We start from the raw sequence: 15,892 nt of genomic DNA, 5'->3' as shown, positions 1-15,892 counted from the left end.
GCTACGCCACCGCGCCCAGATCCTTCGCCGCCTTCCAGTTGCGCCAGAAATCATGCGGCATCTGGATGTGCGTGCTGCCCAGGAACGAGAACGCGTCGTTGACGGCATTGGAGAAGGCCGGCACACCGCCGACATTCGGGCTTTCGCCGACGCCCTTGGCGCCGATCGGGTGATGCGGCGACGGGGTGACGGTGAAGTCGGTTTCCCAATGCGGCGTCTCCACCGCAGTCGGCATGAAGAAATCCATAAACGAGCCGGTGACGACGTTACCTACCTCGTCGTAGCGGATCTCCTGGCCCATCGCGATGGCGAAGGCTTCGGTCAGGCCGCCATGCACCTGCCCCTCGATGATCATCGGGTTGATCCGGGTGCCGCAATCGTCGAGCGCATAGAAGCGCCGGACCTTGTACACGCCGGTATCGACGTCGATGTCCATCACGCAGAGATAAGCGCCGAACGGATAGGTCATGTTGGGCGGATCGTAATAGCTCACCGCTTCCAGTCCCGGCTCCATGCCCGGCGGCACCGAGTTGTACGCCGCCCAGCAGATGTCCTTCATCGACATGAACTTCTCCGGCAGGCCCTTCACCCGGAAGCCGTCGATGTCGAATTCGAGATCGTCCTCGTGGACCTCGAGCTTGTAGGCCGCGATCATCTGCGCCTTGGCCTTGATCTTTCGCGCGGCCATGGCGATTGCGGCACCCGCGACCGGCGTCGAGCGTGAGCCGTAAGTGCCGAGCCCATAGGGCGCGGTGTCGGTGTTGCCCTCCTCCACCATGATGTTATCGGCGGGAATGCCGATCTCGGTGGCGATGATCTGGGCCCAGGTGGTCTCGTGGCCCTGGCCCTGGCTTTTTGAACCGACCCGCGCGATGCCGGCCCCGGTCGGATGCATCCGGATCTCGCAGGAGTCGAACATCGCAATGCCGAGGATGTCGCAGTTCTTCGACGGGCCAGCACCGACGATCTCGGTGAAGAAGGAGATGCCGAGCCCCATGATCTCGCGGGTCTCCCCCCGCGCGAACGCGGCACGCTTCTCCGCCTGCTCCTTCCGGAGCGCGGCGTAGCCGGTCGTCTCCATCATCTTGCGCATGGCGGTGTGGTAGTCGCCGGAATCGTATTCCCAGCCGAGCGCCGAGTGATAGGGGAACTGCTCCGGCTTGATGAAGTTCTTCAGCCGGAGTTCAGCGGGGTCCATGTTGAGCTTCTGCGCCAGAATATCCATGGCGCGCTCGATGCAGTAGGCCGCCTCCGTGACGCGGAACGAGCAACGGTAGGCGACGCCGCCCGGCGCCTTGTTGGTGTAGACGCCATCGACAGCCAGATGTGCGGTCGGGAAGTCATAGGAGCCAGTGACGATGTTGAAGAAGCCGGCCGGCCATTTCGACGGGTCGGCGCAGGCGTCGAACGCACCGTGATCGGCGAGCACGTGGACGCGAAGGCCGGTGACCTTGCCGTCCTTGGTCGCGGCGATCTCGGTGGTCATGTGATAGTCGCGCGCGAACGAGGTCGCGGTGAGGTTCTCGATGCGGTCCTCGACCCATTTCACCGGCTTGCCGGTGACGATGGAGGCCACCGCCGCACAGATATAACCGGGATAGGCGCCGACCTTGTTGCCGAAGCCACCGCCGATGTCGGGCGCGATCACGTGGATCTTATGCTCCGGAATTTTTGCGATCAGCGCCACCACGGTGCGGATCACGTGCGGGGCCTGGAAGGTGCCGTAGATCGTCAGCTCGCCCTTGATCTTGTCAAAAGAGCAGACGCACTGGCAGGTTTCGAGCGGCGACGGATGGGTGCGGTGATAAGAGATCATCTCCTTGATCGTGACCTCCGCCTTCCTAAAGGCGGCGTCTGTGAGGTCCTTGTCGCCGACGGTCCACTCGAAGATGTGGTTGTCGTGCTTGCGCGGACCATGCGCGCCGGACATCTTGCCGACGAGATCCTCGCGCAGCACCGGCGCGTTCGCGTCCATCGCCTTGAAGGGATCGACCAGCGGCGGCAGCGGCTCGTATTCGACGATGACCGCGTTGATGCCGTCATCGGCCGCATAGCGGTCGGTGGCGACGACGAAGGCGACCTCCTGATTCTGAAACAGCACCTTGCCGTCGGCCAGAACCATCTGCACGTCGCCGGCCAAGGTCGGCATCCAGGCGAGGTTCACGGTCTTCAGCGTCTCGGCGGTGATCACCGCGAGCACGCCGGGCACCTTCAGCGCCGCGCTGTCGTCGATCTTCTTGACGCGCGCATGCGGGTGCGGCGAGCGGACGAAGTCGCCGTGCAGCATGCCGGGCAGCTTGACGTCGTCGACGTAATTGCCCTTGCCTTGGGTGAAGCGGATGTCCTCGACGCGCTTGCGCTTGCAGCCCATGCCTTCGAGTGCGGCGGTGCGTTGTTCCCGCGTGGGAGTGAGGTCGTTCATTCTGCGGCCTCCTGGAATTCCACGCCGTTGATCTTTGCGGCGGCGTATTGAATGGCTTTGACGATGTTCTGGTAGCCGGTGCAGCGGCAGATGTTGCCGGAGATGCCCATCCGGATTTCCGGCTCGCTCGGCGAGGGATTTTCCTTCAGCAGCCGATGCGCGCGGACGATCATGCCGGGCGTGCAGAAGCCGCATTGCAGGCCGTGCATCATGCGGAAACCTTCCTGCAAGGCCGACAGCGTGCCGTCGGCGTTGGCCATGCCTTCGATCGTGGTGATGTCGGAGCCATCGGCCTGCACCGCGAACATGGTGCAGGACTTCACCGACATGCCGTCGATGTCGACGGTGCAGGCGCCGCAATGCGTGGTCTCGCAGCCGATATGGGTGCCGGTCATCTGCAGATTCTCGCGGATGAAATGCACCAGCAGCGTGCGCGGCTCGACGAGGCCTTCGACCTCGGCGCCGTTCACCTTCATGGTGACGTGTGTTTTAGCCATCGATCCCCCTCCCTTACTTCGCGACAGCGGCGGCGCGCTGAAGCGCGCGCGTCACCATGATGCCGCCGACATGTTTTCGGTATTCGACCGGGCCGCGGGCATCCGCAGCTGGTGCCATGATCGCTGCGGCCGCAGCGGCGGCCTTCTTCAACGTCGCCGCATCGAGGCTGGTGCCAATCACGGCCTTGGCGGCATCGGCAGCCAGCAGCGGCGTCTCGTGGACGTTGGTGAGCCCGATCGCGCAGGTCGCGACCTTGCCGCCGGACATGGTGAGAACCACGGCGGCGGCGGCGGTGGCGTAGTCACCGACCTTGCGCTTGAGTTTTTCGTAGGCGTAGCCGTGGCCGGCCGCGGGCACGGGAACCGAGACGGAGGTCAGGATCTCGCCGGGCTCGAGCGCGGTGAAATAGGCGCCCTGATAGAAGTCGGCCGCCGCGACGTCGCGGGAGCCACCCGGGCCTTCGAGGCGATAGGTTGCCCCCAAGGTCATCATCAGCGCCGGCATGTCATTGCCGGGATCCCCATTGGCGACATTGCCGCCGATCGTGCCGCGGTAGCGCACCTGCGGGTCGGCGATCAGCAGTGCCGCTTCATGCAGGATCGGCATCGACTGGGCGATTTCGTCGGAGGCCAGCAGCTCGTGCTGGGTGGTCATCGCGCCGATGACAAGATTGTTGCCGTCGCGGCTGATGCCCTTGAGGGCGGCGATGCCGTGCAGGTCGATCAGATGGGCGGGGGTGGCGAGCCGAAGCTTCATCATCGGCACCAGACTGTGCCCGCCGGCCAGCGGCCGGGCGTCCTCGCCGAGGTCTGCCAAGAGCTTGACGGCATCGGCGACACTCGCCGGCCGGTGATAGCTGAATGAGCCTGGGATCATCATCTCCTCCTCGTCGTCCTCTTGCGCGTGACGGCGCGGACGTTGGAGGGGACGGTCACTCCGAGAGGGGCAACCCGCAATCATTCGGGCACGGAACAGCGGATTTCGCACGAGTTGCGGCGGGGAACGCACGAATTGCGTCAGGTGAGGCGACGTATGGCGCGGCGGCCACCTACCCTCCCCTGGAGGGGGAGGGTCGACCGCGCGAAGCGCGGGCGGGGTGGGGTGATCTCTCCACTCGGGGGGTATTCATCGCGGAGGGACCGTCACCCCACCCCGCTCCGCACTACGCTCCGCTCCATGCGAAGCGACCCTCCCCCTCCAGGGGAGGGTAAGAAAGAACGCGCCTCCCGTGCGGCCCGACTCTACGCGTGCCGCCGGTTCGCTAGGCCCAACCTTGCCTTCACCTCAGCTATCTTGGCACGGCTGACCGGGACCCGATGCGGCGACGGACCGTCGAGCTCGAGCACGGCRCCATCCCCCTCTTTGCGGACCAATGCGACATGGGGGATGGCAACGATATGGCTGCGGTGCACCCGGAGGAACAACGAGGGATCGAGCTGGGCCTCGGCCTCCGAGATCGACCAGGGGCACATTCGCTCGCGGGTGCCGTCGTGAACACGGGTGTAATGCGCATCGGCCCGGACGCTGCGGACATTGGCTGTCTCGATGAAGTGCGTGCCGTCGGCGCTCTCGACCGGCAACCGGGGAACCGGCGTGCGGGGCGGCTGGCCGAGACCGCCGAGCGGGGCCACCGGGCGCGGAGCTGCAGCCGGCGCAGCGATCAGTTCGATGGCGGCCGCCGCGACCGGCGAAGCAGCCGGTTCGGCAGCAACAGAGGTCGACGTCTGACGCCGCTGGTCGGGAACCAGCGACAGCAGGAAGCCGGCTGCGATGACGAAGCACAGCACCGCAACGATGATCGACAGGATTTGCTGCGACGCGGCAAGACCGCCGCCGGCATGGTGATGCGCCGCGCCGGTCAGCGGCTCGAAATGCATGCCGAGCATCGCCGTGTAATGCATGCCGGAGACGGCGATGCCGAACGCAACCGAACTGACGATCAGCCGGACGCCCTCCTGCTGCGCCAGGAAGGCGCGCAAACCACCATAGGCGGTGACGATCGCGACCACGACCGAGAGCAGCACCATGGTCCGGTCGTGGACGATGCCGAAGTGACCGGCGAGACCATGAATGCCGACATAATGCATGCTGGCGATGCCGACGCCGAGCAGGACCGCCGACGAGGCCACTCGCTTCAGGGATGGCTCGCCGATCGAGACAAAGAAAAGAGAAATGCCGACCACCAGCGCGCAGATCAGGAACGAGATGATGGTGGGAAGAACGAGATAGACCGTGTCCGGCGGCAGCGGCGCGGCCAGCATGCCGACGAAATGCATGGTCCAGATGCCGACGGCCAGAAATGCCGCCGCACCCGCGAGCAGAACGCGGTTGCTGACGCCGGGCGTGTTGCGGATGCGAGCAGCAAGCGCAAAGCCGGTATAGCCACCCAGACTCGCGATYGCCACAGAGAGCGCGACGAGATAGGGATCGTGTCCTTCGAACATGATCTTGTCGGCCGCCCGTCTCCACGGCACGGCCTCCTCCCGCCGCCGACTTTATAGGGACGGCGACGGGATTGACAATCAGCGGCGTGTGAGCGGACGGCTACACAATGCCCGCCGCGACCTGACCGCGCAGGCGCTCCAGGCCGAGCAATGTCTCGGCACAGGCTGCGGCGACCTCGACGCCCTTGATCGCAAAATGCCTGCGGAAGAAATCGTAGTGCACCTCGGTCTCGTGGAATTGCTGCGGCGTCAGCACCGCCGAGAACACCGGCACCTCGGTGCGCAGCTGCACGTCCATCAGCGCCTTGATCACGGTGTCGGCGACGAACTCGTGTCGGTAGATGCCGCCGTCGACGACGAGGCCCGCCGCGACGATCGCGGTGTAGCGCCGCGTCTTGGCGAGGATCTGCGCATGCAGCGGGATCTCGAACGAGCCCGGCACCTCGAACACGTCGACATGATTGAGGTGACGTGCGGCCGCCTCCTTCACGAAGGCGATGCGGGCCTCCTCGACCACGTCGCGGTGCCAGCAGGCCTGCACGAAGGCCACCCGCTGCGGTTTCGCGAAGCGCGGATGCTCGGGTGCCGGATCCTGCGGAACCGGCGGTTGGGTGACTTCGGAAGTTTCGGTTTGGGGGTCTTGCAACATCTGATTCATGGCTTTCCTTCAAAGGACCAGAATCAGGGCACACGGAACGACAAGCAGCCGCACCTTGCGATGCGTCTGCCACCGACCGTTCTCTTTCATCCGGACTTTAACCGTCGGCTTCGGAGTTGCACCGAATCTGCTGACCCTTCCCTTCGGCAAAATTCCTTTTCAGGAAGATCCTTGGGGGAAGGCGCTCGCGGGCTTGGGCCTTGCGACCCTTACCGCCGGTGGGGACTTTCACCCCGCCCTGAGAACATCGGCCGCCCGGGATGAACGGCCTGACCGGAAATATGACGCCACCCGGCGGCCGCAGCAAGCGCGTTCCGCATGAAAAACCGCATGGTCCCATGCCGCCATGACGGGTGTGGCCTCGCCCGGCGGAATTAACGATTGGCGCGCCATCGGCGAATCCGATTCCGATTTGTTCTCATTCGTTAAGAATTGTGGCGGAGATGAGCTGTGGACGAACGAGTCCTGGCTTGTGGACGGACTCGGCAGCCAGTTGCGCAGATTCCGCAAATCACATCACTTGATCCGCGATAGGCTCGCGCTGATCCGAGGGGATCGCGACAGCGACGTTGAGGGAGCGCGCCGGGCCGACCGAGTGCGTATCAAAGACAACAAAAAGGCAAGAGGTCGAGACGGAATGTCCCTGCTCGAAGGCACTATCGATTCCAGAAATCACCCGCTCGCGGTGGTCGAGGACATCGCTGCCAGCAACAACTGGCCGTTCGAACGCTCCGGCGAAGACGAGCTCACGATTGTCTCCAAGGGACAATGGACCGACTATCAGATCTCCTTCACCTGGATGGGTGAGATCGAGGCGCTGCATCTGGCTTGCGCCTTCGACATGAAGATTCCGGTTGCACGGCGGAGCGAAGTGCAACGGCTGGTCGCTGCGGTCAACGAGCAATTGTGGGTCGGCCATTTCGACCTGTGGACCAACACCGGCATGATCATGCACCGCCAGGCCCTGGTGCTGCCGGGCGGGCTCACCGCCTCGACCGCGCAATGCGAAGCCATGCTCGCCGGCGCCATCCACGCTTGCGAGCGCTACTTTCCGGCGTTCCAGTTCGTGGTGTGGGCCGGCAAGACCACCGCGCAGGCGATGGACGCGGCGATGTTCGACACGGTGGGAGAGGCGTAAGGCCTCTCTCCAAGATGGTGAGGGGCGCGCGCGCCCTCCTCAGCATCGTGCCGGACAGGCGGAGCGCAGATCCGGACCCATACCGCGTGATTTCTCCGTATCGCGCGATGCTTGTTGCTCCGCCCTCCATCCACTAGAACCGCCTGTGGTTATGGGTCCCGGCCTTCGCCGGGACGACACCTTTGTTTGTGGTGACCACAGTGGCAGACAGCAGCACTCTCAAGAACATCACCGGCACCATCCTCCTCGCCGGCGCCGGCAAGATGGGCGGCGCGATGCTGACCGGATGGCTTTCGGGCGGGCTCGATCCGCGCCGCGTCGCGGTGATCGATCCGCACATCTCACCTGAGATCACCGCGCTTGCCGCCAACGGCGTTGCGCTCAATCCCGATGTCAGCGCCGTCGGCACGGTCGAGACTCTGGTCGTCGCGGTGAAGCCGCAGATGTTCCGCGAGGCCGGCGCCAAACTGAAGCAATTCGTCTCGGACAAGACCTCGGTGGTCTCGATCATGGCGGGAACCACGATCGCATCGCTCGAAGAGGTCTGCGGTGGCGCCGTGGTGCGCGCGATGCCGAACACGCCGGCCGCGATCGGTCGCGGCATCACGGTCGCCGTCGCGGCGAAGAACGTCAGCACCACGCAGCGCGCGGTAGCCGATGCGCTGCTGCGTGCCACCGGCTCGGTCGAATGGGTCGAGGATGAAGGCCTGATGGATGCGGTCACCGCGGTGTCCGGCTCAGGCCCGGCCTATGTGTTCCTGCTCGCCGAAGAGCTCGCGCGCGCCGGCGTCGAGGCCGGACTGCCCGAGGCGCTGGCGACGAAGCTTGCACGCGAAACCGTCGCCGGCTCTGGTGAACTTCTGCACCAGTCGGAGCTTCCCTCCAGCACGCTACGCCAGAACGTCACCTCGCCCGGCGGCACCACCGCCGCGGCACTCGGCGTGCTGATGGGCGAGCCGGGCCTGCGCGATCTGATGATCCGCGCAATCGCGGCCGCGACGAAGCGGTCGAAGGAGCTGGCGAAGTAAGCAGGTGTCGTAGGGTGGGCAAAGCGGCTTGTCCGCCGAAGCTCGACGAGCGAAGGCGGAAGCGTGCCCACCAACTTCGTTCGCGATCCCGAAAAGATGGTGGGCACGGCGCTTCGCGCCTTTGCCCACCCTACGGCATCGCGCTCGCCGCTACGCCCCGAGCCGCTTGTTGAACATCTCGACATTCACGAGCCCGCGCGCATGGCGGCCCTCGCCGAGCCTGCGCGTGCCCTCGAACGCCTCGACCTCGAAACGGATGACGCGGCGCTCGACCGCGACCACCTTCGCGGTGGTCCGCACCGTCGCACCGACGAGAGCGGCTGCGAGGTGGCGGATGTCGACTTCGGTGCCGACGGTGACCCAGCCCGGCTGAAGCGCGGCGCGGATCGCATCGCCCGACGTCATCTCCATCTCCAGGATCATCATCGGCGTCGCATAGACCATGGGCATGCCGGGCACGAAATGCCCGACCGTCCGCTCGGCCGGCACCACCAGCGTGCGCTCGGCGCTCATGCCGACCTTGATGAAGTCGCGTGCGTCCATGGGGGCCTCAAACTCCGCCGTCGTCCCGGACAAGCGCAGCGAAGCGGAGCGCCGATCCGGGACCCATAACCACAGGGAGTAGTTTGGCGAAGACTCGGAGTTACCAGCTCGCCAAATAACCACTGCCTGTGGTTATGGGTCCCCGCTCCCGTGCGCAATTGCGCACTCGGCGGGGACGACAGTGGAGACTGCCGATATAGCGCTGGCTACTTCTTCGCAGCCGCCGCGCGCTCCACAAACGTCTTGCCGCCCTTCATCTTGTGACGGAGCGGGGCTTCGTTGATCTGGATGACGACGGCATCGGCATCGACGCCGAGATTCTTCACCAGGGCCTGGGTGATGTCGCGCATCATGCCGGCCTTCTGCTCGTCGGTGCGGCCTTCGGCCATGCTGACGGTAATCTCAGGCATCGTTCTCTCCCTTGCGGCCGAACACCGGCCATTGACGGTCGCCATCAAACAAGACGTGGATGCCGGGGACAAGCCCGGGCGTGACGGCCTTCCGGAATGGCTATCCCCACTTTACGTCATGGCGGCCCAGGACTTCGCGCACCTTGGCGACGAGGTCGGCTTCGCTGCACGAGAACTGCGCCGGGCGGCTCTCGCGCCACTCCTGGTTGGAGGCGATCGCGGCGGCGGCCTTGGCGCCTTCGATCAGATCCTTGATCTGCAGCTCGCCGCGCGCCTTTTCATCCGAGCCCTGGATGATCACGCAAGGGCTGTTGCGGCGGTCGGCATATTTGAGCTGGTTGCCCATGTTCTTGGGATTGCCGAGATAGAGCTCGGCTCGGATGCCGGCAGCGCGCAAGGACGCCACCATTTTCTGATAGTCGGCGACGCGGTCGCGATCGAACACGGTGACGACGACGGGGCCGAATTCGGGCCGCGTGTCGAGCTTGCCGAGGAGCGTCAGCGCGGCCTGAAGCCGTGATACGCCGATCGAGAAACCGGTCGCCGGCACCGGCTCGCCGCGGAAGCGCGAGACGAGGCCGTCGTAGCGGCCGCCACCACCGACGGAGCCGAACCGCACGGGCCGGCCCTTTTCATCCTTGGTCTCGAGCAGCAGCTCGACCTCAAGTACGGAACCCGTGTAATATTCGAGACCGCGGACGACTTCGGAAGCAATACGTATCCGCTGAGAGCCATAACCAGCCGACGTCAAGATAGAACAAATCTGCTCAAGCTCCTCTAGCCCCTGTAATCCGGTTGGAGAATTCAGAAGTGGTCGCCAATTTGTGAGCAAAGTGTCGTTAGAAAAGAAGTAGCCGGGGGCACCATCATCTGCGGCCCAAGCTTGATTGTCGGACAAATGCTGTTTGAACTGCGCGGGACTTAAGCACCAGTCGTCTTCGTAGGGCTGGTTGTCGCTATCAACTCTTACCCAAGACTCATTGTGTCCGCCTGCAACACGAAAGACTATCTCCATTTGATCTGGAGTAAGGCCCGCGCCCTTAGTAAAATCCCCTTTGCCTTCCTCACCGCCATCCCAACGACCAGGTCCGAGCAGTTTCCTGATGTCGTCGGTTGAAAACTTATCAAGTTTATCGATTGTCCTCAGAACGGTGAGCCTACGTACCGCATTTTCTTCGCCGCCCAGTCCAATGGATTCCAATACCCCATCAAATATCTTGCGACTATTGATCTTCACTACGTAGGAGCCGCGAGGAACTCCCAATGCCTCCATCGTGTCCGCGGCCATCATGCACATCTCTGCATCCGCCGCCGGCGTCGCCGAGCCGACCGTGTCGGCATCGAACTGCATGAACTGGCGGAAACGGCCGGGGCCGGGCTTCTCGTTGCGGAACACGTAGCCGACGCGGTAGCTGCGGTAGGGCAGGACCAGACCGTCGGTGCCGTATCGCTCGCCGACATAGCGGGCGAGCGGCGCGGTCAAATCGTAGCGCAAGCTGATCCACTGCTCGTCGTCGTCCTGGAACGAGAACACGCCCTCGTTCGGACGGTCCTGATCGGGCAGGAACTTGCCGAGCGCGTCGGTGTATTCCATCGCCGGCGTTTCCACGGGCTCGAACCCGTAGAGCTCGTAGACGGTGCGGATCTTCTCGACCATCTCGCGCGTCGCCCGGATCGCGGCGGGGTCGCGATCCTCGAGCCCGCGCGGCAGGCGCGCCTTCAGTTTCTGGGGTTTTTTGGGTTTCTCGGCCATGCGCGGCGTTTACCAGCCGACGCGCGGTGCGGCAACCGAAGTTCGCTTTACTTCGCCCCGCTTGCGGGGAGAGGGGAAGAGAATCTACGGCTGCTCCATCCGGGCCCTCAGGGCATCCGCGTCGGCCTTTGGCAGCGACTTCAGCGTCGGCTTGATGGTTTCGCCTCCGACGATCTTGCCGTTGCGCATGAACATCCAGTCTGAAATGTCCGCTTCGCTGAACTTGACCGCGTCGCCGGCCCGTTTGCCCGGCAGATCGCGCGGCTCGTTGGCGAAGAGGCCCGAATAGGTACCGTTCGGCAGCTTCTTCACGTCACCGATCCAGATATGCTCTCCGCCCCTGCGGGTCGAAAAGCGCACCTTCAAGGCGTGCCCGCTCTCCGACGGCTTTGGCGCGTCATAGGACGCCCAGAAGGTGGGAAGCGTACCGCGGGCGCGCGCGATCGCGGTGTTCATCTCGGGATCGGTGGTGCGCACGTCGACGATCGGCGAGCGGTCTTGCGCTACGACCTCCGGCATGGGCCCGATGGTCAGGATGCCGAAAACGCTGACGCCGGTGATTGCGGCGAGAACGACCCATTTCATGGGCTGGGAGAGTTTTGTTGCCATGTTCGCGATGTCCAGGATGCTTCGATGTCTCCTGGCTTTGTCGCGTGTCGGCAGCAGCACGTTCATAGCGCAATAAGCCACAAACGTTGCGCGTTTCCCCTCTCCCTTGTGCGAGAGGGGAAACGTAATCGCCGTCGATCAAAACACCTTGCGGATCCAGTTGTGCGGATCGTTGGTGCGGCCGTACTGGATGTCGATGAGCTGCTTGCGCAGGCCCGTGGCGACGGGGCCGGCGGCGCCGCCGCTGATCTCGAAATCGCCGCTCACCGAACGCACCTTGCCGATCGGCGAGATCACGGCAGCGGTGCCGCAGGCGAACGCTTCCTTCAGCTTGCCGCTCGCCGCATCCTTGCGCCACTGGTCGAGCGAGTACGGCTTCTCGCGCACCGTCTTGCCGGCATCCTTCGCGAGCGCGATGATGGAGTCGCGGGTGATGCCGGGCAGGATCGTGCCGAGCGGCGGCGTCGAGAGCGAGCCGTCCTCGAACACGAAGAAGACGTTCATGCCGCCGAGCTCCTCGATGTAGCGGCGCTCGACCGCGTCGAGGAAGACGACCTGATCGCAACCGTGCTGGATCGCTTCGGCCTGCGCACGCAGGCTCGCGGCATAATTGCCGCCGCACTTGACGGCGCCGGTGCCGCCGATCGCGGCGCGGGTGTAGTTCTCCGAGACCCAGATCGAGACCGGCGCAGGTCCGCCCTTGAAATAGGAGCCAACCGGCGAAGCGATTACCGCGAAGATGTATTCGGACGACGGCTTGACGCCGAGGAAGGTCTCGCTCGCGATCATGAAGGGGCGCAGATAAAGGCTGCCCTCGCCACCCGGCATCCAGGCGCGGTCGATGCGCACGACCTGCTCCACCGCCTCGATGAAGACGTCCTCGGGCAGCTGCGCCATCGCCATGCGGTCGGCGGAATCCTTGAAGCGGCGCGCATTGGCGTCGGGGCGGAACAGGTTCACACCGCCGTCGTCACGCTTGTAGGCCTTGAGGCCTTCGAAGATTTCCTGCGCGTAGTGCAGGACCGCGCCGGCCGGATCGAGCTGGAAGTTGGCGCGCGCCTCGATGCGTGCTTCGTACCAGCCGCCCTTGGCCTGGTTGTAGCGGACGATCGCCATGTGATCGGTGAAAACCCGACCGAAGCCGGGGTCCACCAGCTTGGCGACGCGGTCCTTCTCGGATGTCGGATTGGATGCGGGCTGGATGTCGAATTTCATACTCATGTCCTTGCCTCCCGCTGCCGGTAGCGGCGCTGTTCTGGCGCCCGCCTGCCCTGTTTGGGCCCGGCTGGCTTGATTAGGTTGTGGCTGGACCGCCGCCAGCCTTGTTACGGCCGGTTTCCGTGGCCAGCATGTCGCCGAGGACATGCTTTTGCGGAACGCGGAAGTCCAGTATGTTTTGCCGAAATGCCGCTCGACAATCGCACGGTAGATCTGCTTCGGCCGTCGTCGCCTGTCCGGCTCTCTCCGGCCGCTCCTAGAACTGCCACCCGACGCGAAGCGATCTAGAATTTCGTGCGGGCTGATCGTTTTGTAACATTGAACCCAAGATACGTCAATATGCCTGACATAAATTTCGCAACTCCCTCTCAAGACGCAGCCGAGCCGCGGCCGGCCGCAGGCGATGGAGGCAATTTGCGCTGGGATATCATCGAACTGCTGTTCTTCGCCTATCGTGATTTCGTCGGCGATCCCGACCAGGAGCTGGAGGCTTTCGGCTTCGGCCGGGCCCACCACCGGGTCATGCATTTCGTCTATCGCTATCCCGGCCTCAAGGTCGCCGACCTGCTCGATGTCCTGCGCATCACAAAACAGTCGCTCGGCCGCGTGCTCAAGYAGCTCCTGGACGAGGGCTATATCGTGCAGAAGACCGGCGACAATGACCGCCGCCAGCGCCTGCTCTACGCGACGCCGAAGGGCGAGGCGCTGGTGCAGAAGCTCGCCGGGCTCCAGACCACGCGGATCACCAAGGCGCTCGCCGAGTTGGCGCCGCAGGATGCCGATACCGTCAAGCGTTTCCTGCGCGCGATGATCGACCGCGACGATCCGGACAAGGTGCTGGAGACGATCTTCGCCAACGTCAATCAGGACGGAAAGGAGTGAACGTGCCGTTCGCTGCCACGCTCGCCCGCCCGCCGGTAGAACCGGCCGACGATGCGCCGCATCTGCTGCTGGTCGACGACGACCGCCGCATCCGCGATCTGTTGTCGCGCTTCCTCGCCAGCGAAGGTTATCGCGTCACTACCGCCGCAAGCGCCGGCGATGCACGCTCGAAGCTCATGGGGCTGCATTTCGATCTCCTGATCCTCGACGTCATGATGCCCGGCGAGACCGGCTTCGATCTCGCCCGCTTCATCCGGACCTCCTCCTCGGTGCCGATCGTGATGCTGACGGCGCGGCACGAGGCCGAAGCCCGCATCGAGGGCCTGCAGATCGGGGCCGACGATTACGTGGCAAAACCGTTCGAGCCGCGCGAGCTTGCGCTGCGCATCAACAACATCCTCAAGCGCGCCGCACCGCCGCCGCAAACCGCCGCGGTGGAGAAGATCGCGTTCGGCCCTTACGTCTACCATCTCGATCGCGGCGAGCTGCGCCAGGGCGAGGAGGTCATTCACCTCACCGACCGCGAACGCGAGATGCTGCGGATTCTCTCGGAGACCCCGGGCGAGACCGTGCCGCGCAGCGCGCTCACCGGCAATGGCAGCGTCAACGAGCGCGCCGTCGACGTGCAGATCAACCGCCTCAGGCGCAAGATCGAGACCGACCCCGCCAATCCGCTGTTCCTCCAGGCGGTACGCGGGATCGGCTACCGCCTGGTGGCCTCGCCATAAAGCAGTGAAGCGCGACCGATGAGCACGATCGATACCGGCCTGACGCTGTTGAAGAGCGCCGCCGGCCGCGTCTCCGCCGCCAATGGCTGGATGGGCAACGCATTCAAAGGCTGGATGCCGACCGGCCTCTATGCCCGCGCGCTGCTCATCATGATCGTGCCGATGGTGATCCTGCAATCGGTCGTCGCCTTCGTGTTCATGGAGCGGCACTGGAACACGGTGACGCGCCGCCTGTCGGCTGCCGTCGTGCAGGACATCGCCGCGCTGATCGACGTCTACAAGGGCTATCCGCAGGACAAGGACCGCAACGAGATCCGCCGCATCGCCCAGCAGCGCCTCGGCCTCGTCGTCGACTTCCTCCCCGCCGGCGACATGCCGCCGCCGGGCCCAAAACCGTTCTTCTCGCTGCTCGACCAGACGCTGTCGGTGCAGCTCGGCCGCCAGATCGGACGCTCGTTCTGGATCGACACCGTCGGCCGCTCCAACCTCGTCGAGATCCGCATCCAGCTCGACGATGCCGTAATGCGCGTGTTCGCGCAGCGTAGCGCCGCCTATGCCTCGAACTCGGAGATCTTCCTGTTCTGGATGGTCGGCACGTCCTCGATCCTCCTGATCGTAGCCGTGCTGTTCCTGCGCAACCAGATCAAGCCGATCCTGCGGCTGGCAGACGCCGCCGAGAGTTTCGGCAAGGGCCGCGAGGCGCCGAACTTCAGGCCGCGCGGCGCGCGCGAGGTACGGCGCGCGGCGGTCGCCTTCCTCGAGATGAAGTCACGCATCGAGCGCACGATGGAGCAGCGCACCGCGATGCTAGCCGGCGTCAGCCACGATCTGCGCACCATCCTGACCCGGTTCAAGCTCGAGCTGGCGCTGATTGGCGACAACCCAGAGCTTGAGGGCATGCGCAAGGACGTCGACGAGATGTCGATGATGCTGGAGGACTACCTTGCGTTTGCCCGCGGCGATTCCGGCGAGCAGTCGCAGCCGACCGACATGGCGCAGGCGCTCGAGGAGCTGCGCAGCGACGCCGAGCGCCACGGCCACACCGCGACCGTCGCGTTCCACGGTCTGCCCGTGGTGACCGTGAAGCCGGCCTCGTTCAAGCGCTGCCTCGCCAACCTCGTCACCAACGCGGCGCGCTACGGCAAGAGCATCGCCATCAACGGCCAGCGCGATCACCGTTATTTGACCGTCACGGTCGAGGACGACGGCCCCGGCATTCCCGCGCACTTGCGCGAAGAGGTGTTCAAGCCGTTCCTGCGGCTCGACAACGCCCGCAACCAGGACGAAGGCGGCACCGGCTTGGGGCTAGCCATCGCCCGCGACATCGCGCGCTCGCATGGCGGCGACATCACCCTCGGCGACAGCCCGATGGGGGGATTAAGGGCGAGTGTCCGGATTCCGGTGTAGGCGGCTCTTCCTTCTCCCCTTGTGGGAGAAGGTGGCGCGAAGCGCCGGATGAGGGGTTGTTTCCGCGAATTCAGAAGTAAGAGAGTCACGCGCGGAGAGATACCCCTTGTAAGTCGAAGCGCCGCAGGTCTGCTATTGTAGACGTTGCGGTGAC

General features: G+C 64.6%; 15 protein-coding genes and 1 riboswitch. Of the genes, 5 read left to right on the top strand and 10 right to left on the bottom strand.

Going from position 1 to position 15,892, the window contains the following annotated elements; genetic code table 11:
* Position 1 precedes the first annotated feature (1 nt).
* The 5 genes from AB4Z51_RS19035 to AB4Z51_RS19015 form a co-directional block, all read right to left on the bottom strand.
* Positions 2 to 2,422, bottom strand: a complete 2,421-nt coding sequence (locus AB4Z51_RS19035) for an aerobic carbon-monoxide dehydrogenase large subunit (protein WP_085398486.1) — start codon at positions 2,420 to 2,422, stop codon at positions 2 to 4.
* Positions 2,419 to 2,919, bottom strand: coding sequence for a (2Fe-2S)-binding protein (locus tag AB4Z51_RS19030; RefSeq protein ID WP_063985567.1), 501 nt, complete (start codon positions 2,917 to 2,919; stop codon positions 2,419 to 2,421). Before AB4Z51_RS19030 ends, AB4Z51_RS19035 begins: the two co-directional genes overlap by 4 nt.
* Positions 2,920 to 2,932: 13 nt before the next feature.
* Positions 2,933 to 3,796, bottom strand: a complete 864-nt coding sequence (locus AB4Z51_RS19025) for an FAD binding domain-containing protein (RefSeq protein WP_085398496.1) — start codon at positions 3,794 to 3,796, stop codon at positions 2,933 to 2,935.
* 365 nt (positions 3,797 to 4,161) lie between these two features.
* Positions 4,162 to 5,364, bottom strand: coding sequence for an MHYT domain-containing protein (locus AB4Z51_RS19020; protein WP_085403431.1), 1,203 nt, complete (start codon positions 5,362 to 5,364; stop codon positions 4,162 to 4,164).
* A gap of 100 nt (positions 5,365 to 5,464) precedes the next feature.
* Positions 5,465 to 6,022, bottom strand: coding sequence for a 6,7-dimethyl-8-ribityllumazine synthase (locus AB4Z51_RS19015; RefSeq protein ID WP_071909551.1), 558 nt, complete (start codon positions 6,020 to 6,022; stop codon positions 5,465 to 5,467).
* Between the two features lie 74 nt (positions 6,023 to 6,096).
* A riboswitch (FMN riboswitch) is annotated at positions 6,097 to 6,272 on the bottom strand.
* A 387-nt stretch (positions 6,273 to 6,659) separates the two neighbouring features.
* Here AB4Z51_RS19015 and AB4Z51_RS19010 point away from each other — a divergent pair.
* On the top strand, positions 6,660 to 7,160 hold the full coding sequence (locus AB4Z51_RS19010) for a YbjN domain-containing protein (protein ID WP_028169834.1): 501 nt from the start codon (positions 6,660 to 6,662) through the stop codon (positions 7,158 to 7,160).
* A 191-nt stretch (positions 7,161 to 7,351) separates the two neighbouring features.
* Positions 7,352 to 8,188 (top strand): pyrroline-5-carboxylate reductase, encoded by an 837-nt coding sequence (gene proC / locus AB4Z51_RS19005; protein WP_244623315.1) that lies wholly within the window; start codon positions 7,352 to 7,354, stop codon positions 8,186 to 8,188.
* A gap of 150 nt (positions 8,189 to 8,338) precedes the next feature.
* Here the strand turns inward: proC and AB4Z51_RS19000 are convergent, their stop codons facing one another.
* From AB4Z51_RS19000 to AB4Z51_RS18980, 5 genes are all read right to left on the bottom strand, one after another.
* On the bottom strand, positions 8,339 to 8,731 hold the full coding sequence (locus tag AB4Z51_RS19000; protein ID WP_063985570.1) for a thioesterase family protein: 393 nt from the start codon (positions 8,729 to 8,731) through the stop codon (positions 8,339 to 8,341).
* Positions 8,732 to 8,937: 206 nt separating this feature from the next.
* Positions 8,938 to 9,186, bottom strand: a complete 249-nt coding sequence (locus AB4Z51_RS18995; protein ID WP_071909549.1) for a tautomerase family protein — start codon at positions 9,184 to 9,186, stop codon at positions 8,938 to 8,940.
* Between the two features lie 55 nt (positions 9,187 to 9,241).
* Positions 9,242 to 10,894, bottom strand: coding sequence for a histidine--tRNA ligase (hisS, locus tag AB4Z51_RS18990; RefSeq protein ID WP_085403339.1), 1,653 nt, complete (start codon positions 10,892 to 10,894; stop codon positions 9,242 to 9,244).
* A gap of 84 nt (positions 10,895 to 10,978) precedes the next feature.
* Positions 10,979 to 11,503, bottom strand: coding sequence for a YegJ family protein (locus AB4Z51_RS18985; protein WP_085403432.1), 525 nt, complete (start codon positions 11,501 to 11,503; stop codon positions 10,979 to 10,981).
* Between the two features lie 138 nt (positions 11,504 to 11,641).
* Complete coding sequence (locus AB4Z51_RS18980) at positions 11,642 to 12,724, bottom strand: branched-chain amino acid aminotransferase (RefSeq protein ID WP_085403340.1); 1,083 nt, start codon at positions 12,722 to 12,724, stop codon at positions 11,642 to 11,644.
* A 336-nt stretch (positions 12,725 to 13,060) separates the two neighbouring features.
* On the opposite strand from AB4Z51_RS18980, the gene AB4Z51_RS18975 reads away from it, so the two are divergent.
* From AB4Z51_RS18975 to AB4Z51_RS18965, 3 genes are read left to right on the top strand one after another with little or no spacing between them, the layout of a single operon-like run.
* Positions 13,061 to 13,603 (top strand): MarR family winged helix-turn-helix transcriptional regulator, encoded by a 543-nt coding sequence (locus tag AB4Z51_RS18975; protein WP_441497784.1) that lies wholly within the window; start codon positions 13,061 to 13,063, stop codon positions 13,601 to 13,603.
* Positions 13,600 to 14,331 (top strand): response regulator, encoded by a 732-nt coding sequence (locus AB4Z51_RS18970; protein ID WP_028169830.1) that lies wholly within the window; start codon positions 13,600 to 13,602, stop codon positions 14,329 to 14,331. Before AB4Z51_RS18975 ends, AB4Z51_RS18970 begins: the two co-directional genes overlap by 4 nt.
* Positions 14,332 to 14,349: 18 nt before the next feature.
* Positions 14,350 to 15,738: an ATP-binding protein gene (locus tag AB4Z51_RS18965; protein WP_028151545.1), complete on the top strand. Its 1,389-nt coding sequence runs from the start codon at positions 14,350 to 14,352 to the stop codon at positions 15,736 to 15,738.
* The last annotated feature ends 154 nt before the right edge of the window (positions 15,739 to 15,892 follow it).

The organism is Bradyrhizobium sp. 2TAF36, assembly GCF_052114925.1.
Taxonomy (GTDB): Bacteria; Pseudomonadota; Alphaproteobacteria; order Rhizobiales; family Xanthobacteraceae; genus Bradyrhizobium; species Bradyrhizobium barranii.
The sequence above is the reverse complement of the archived record's forward strand: the minus strand, read 5'-3'. Positions and strand labels throughout refer to the sequence as shown.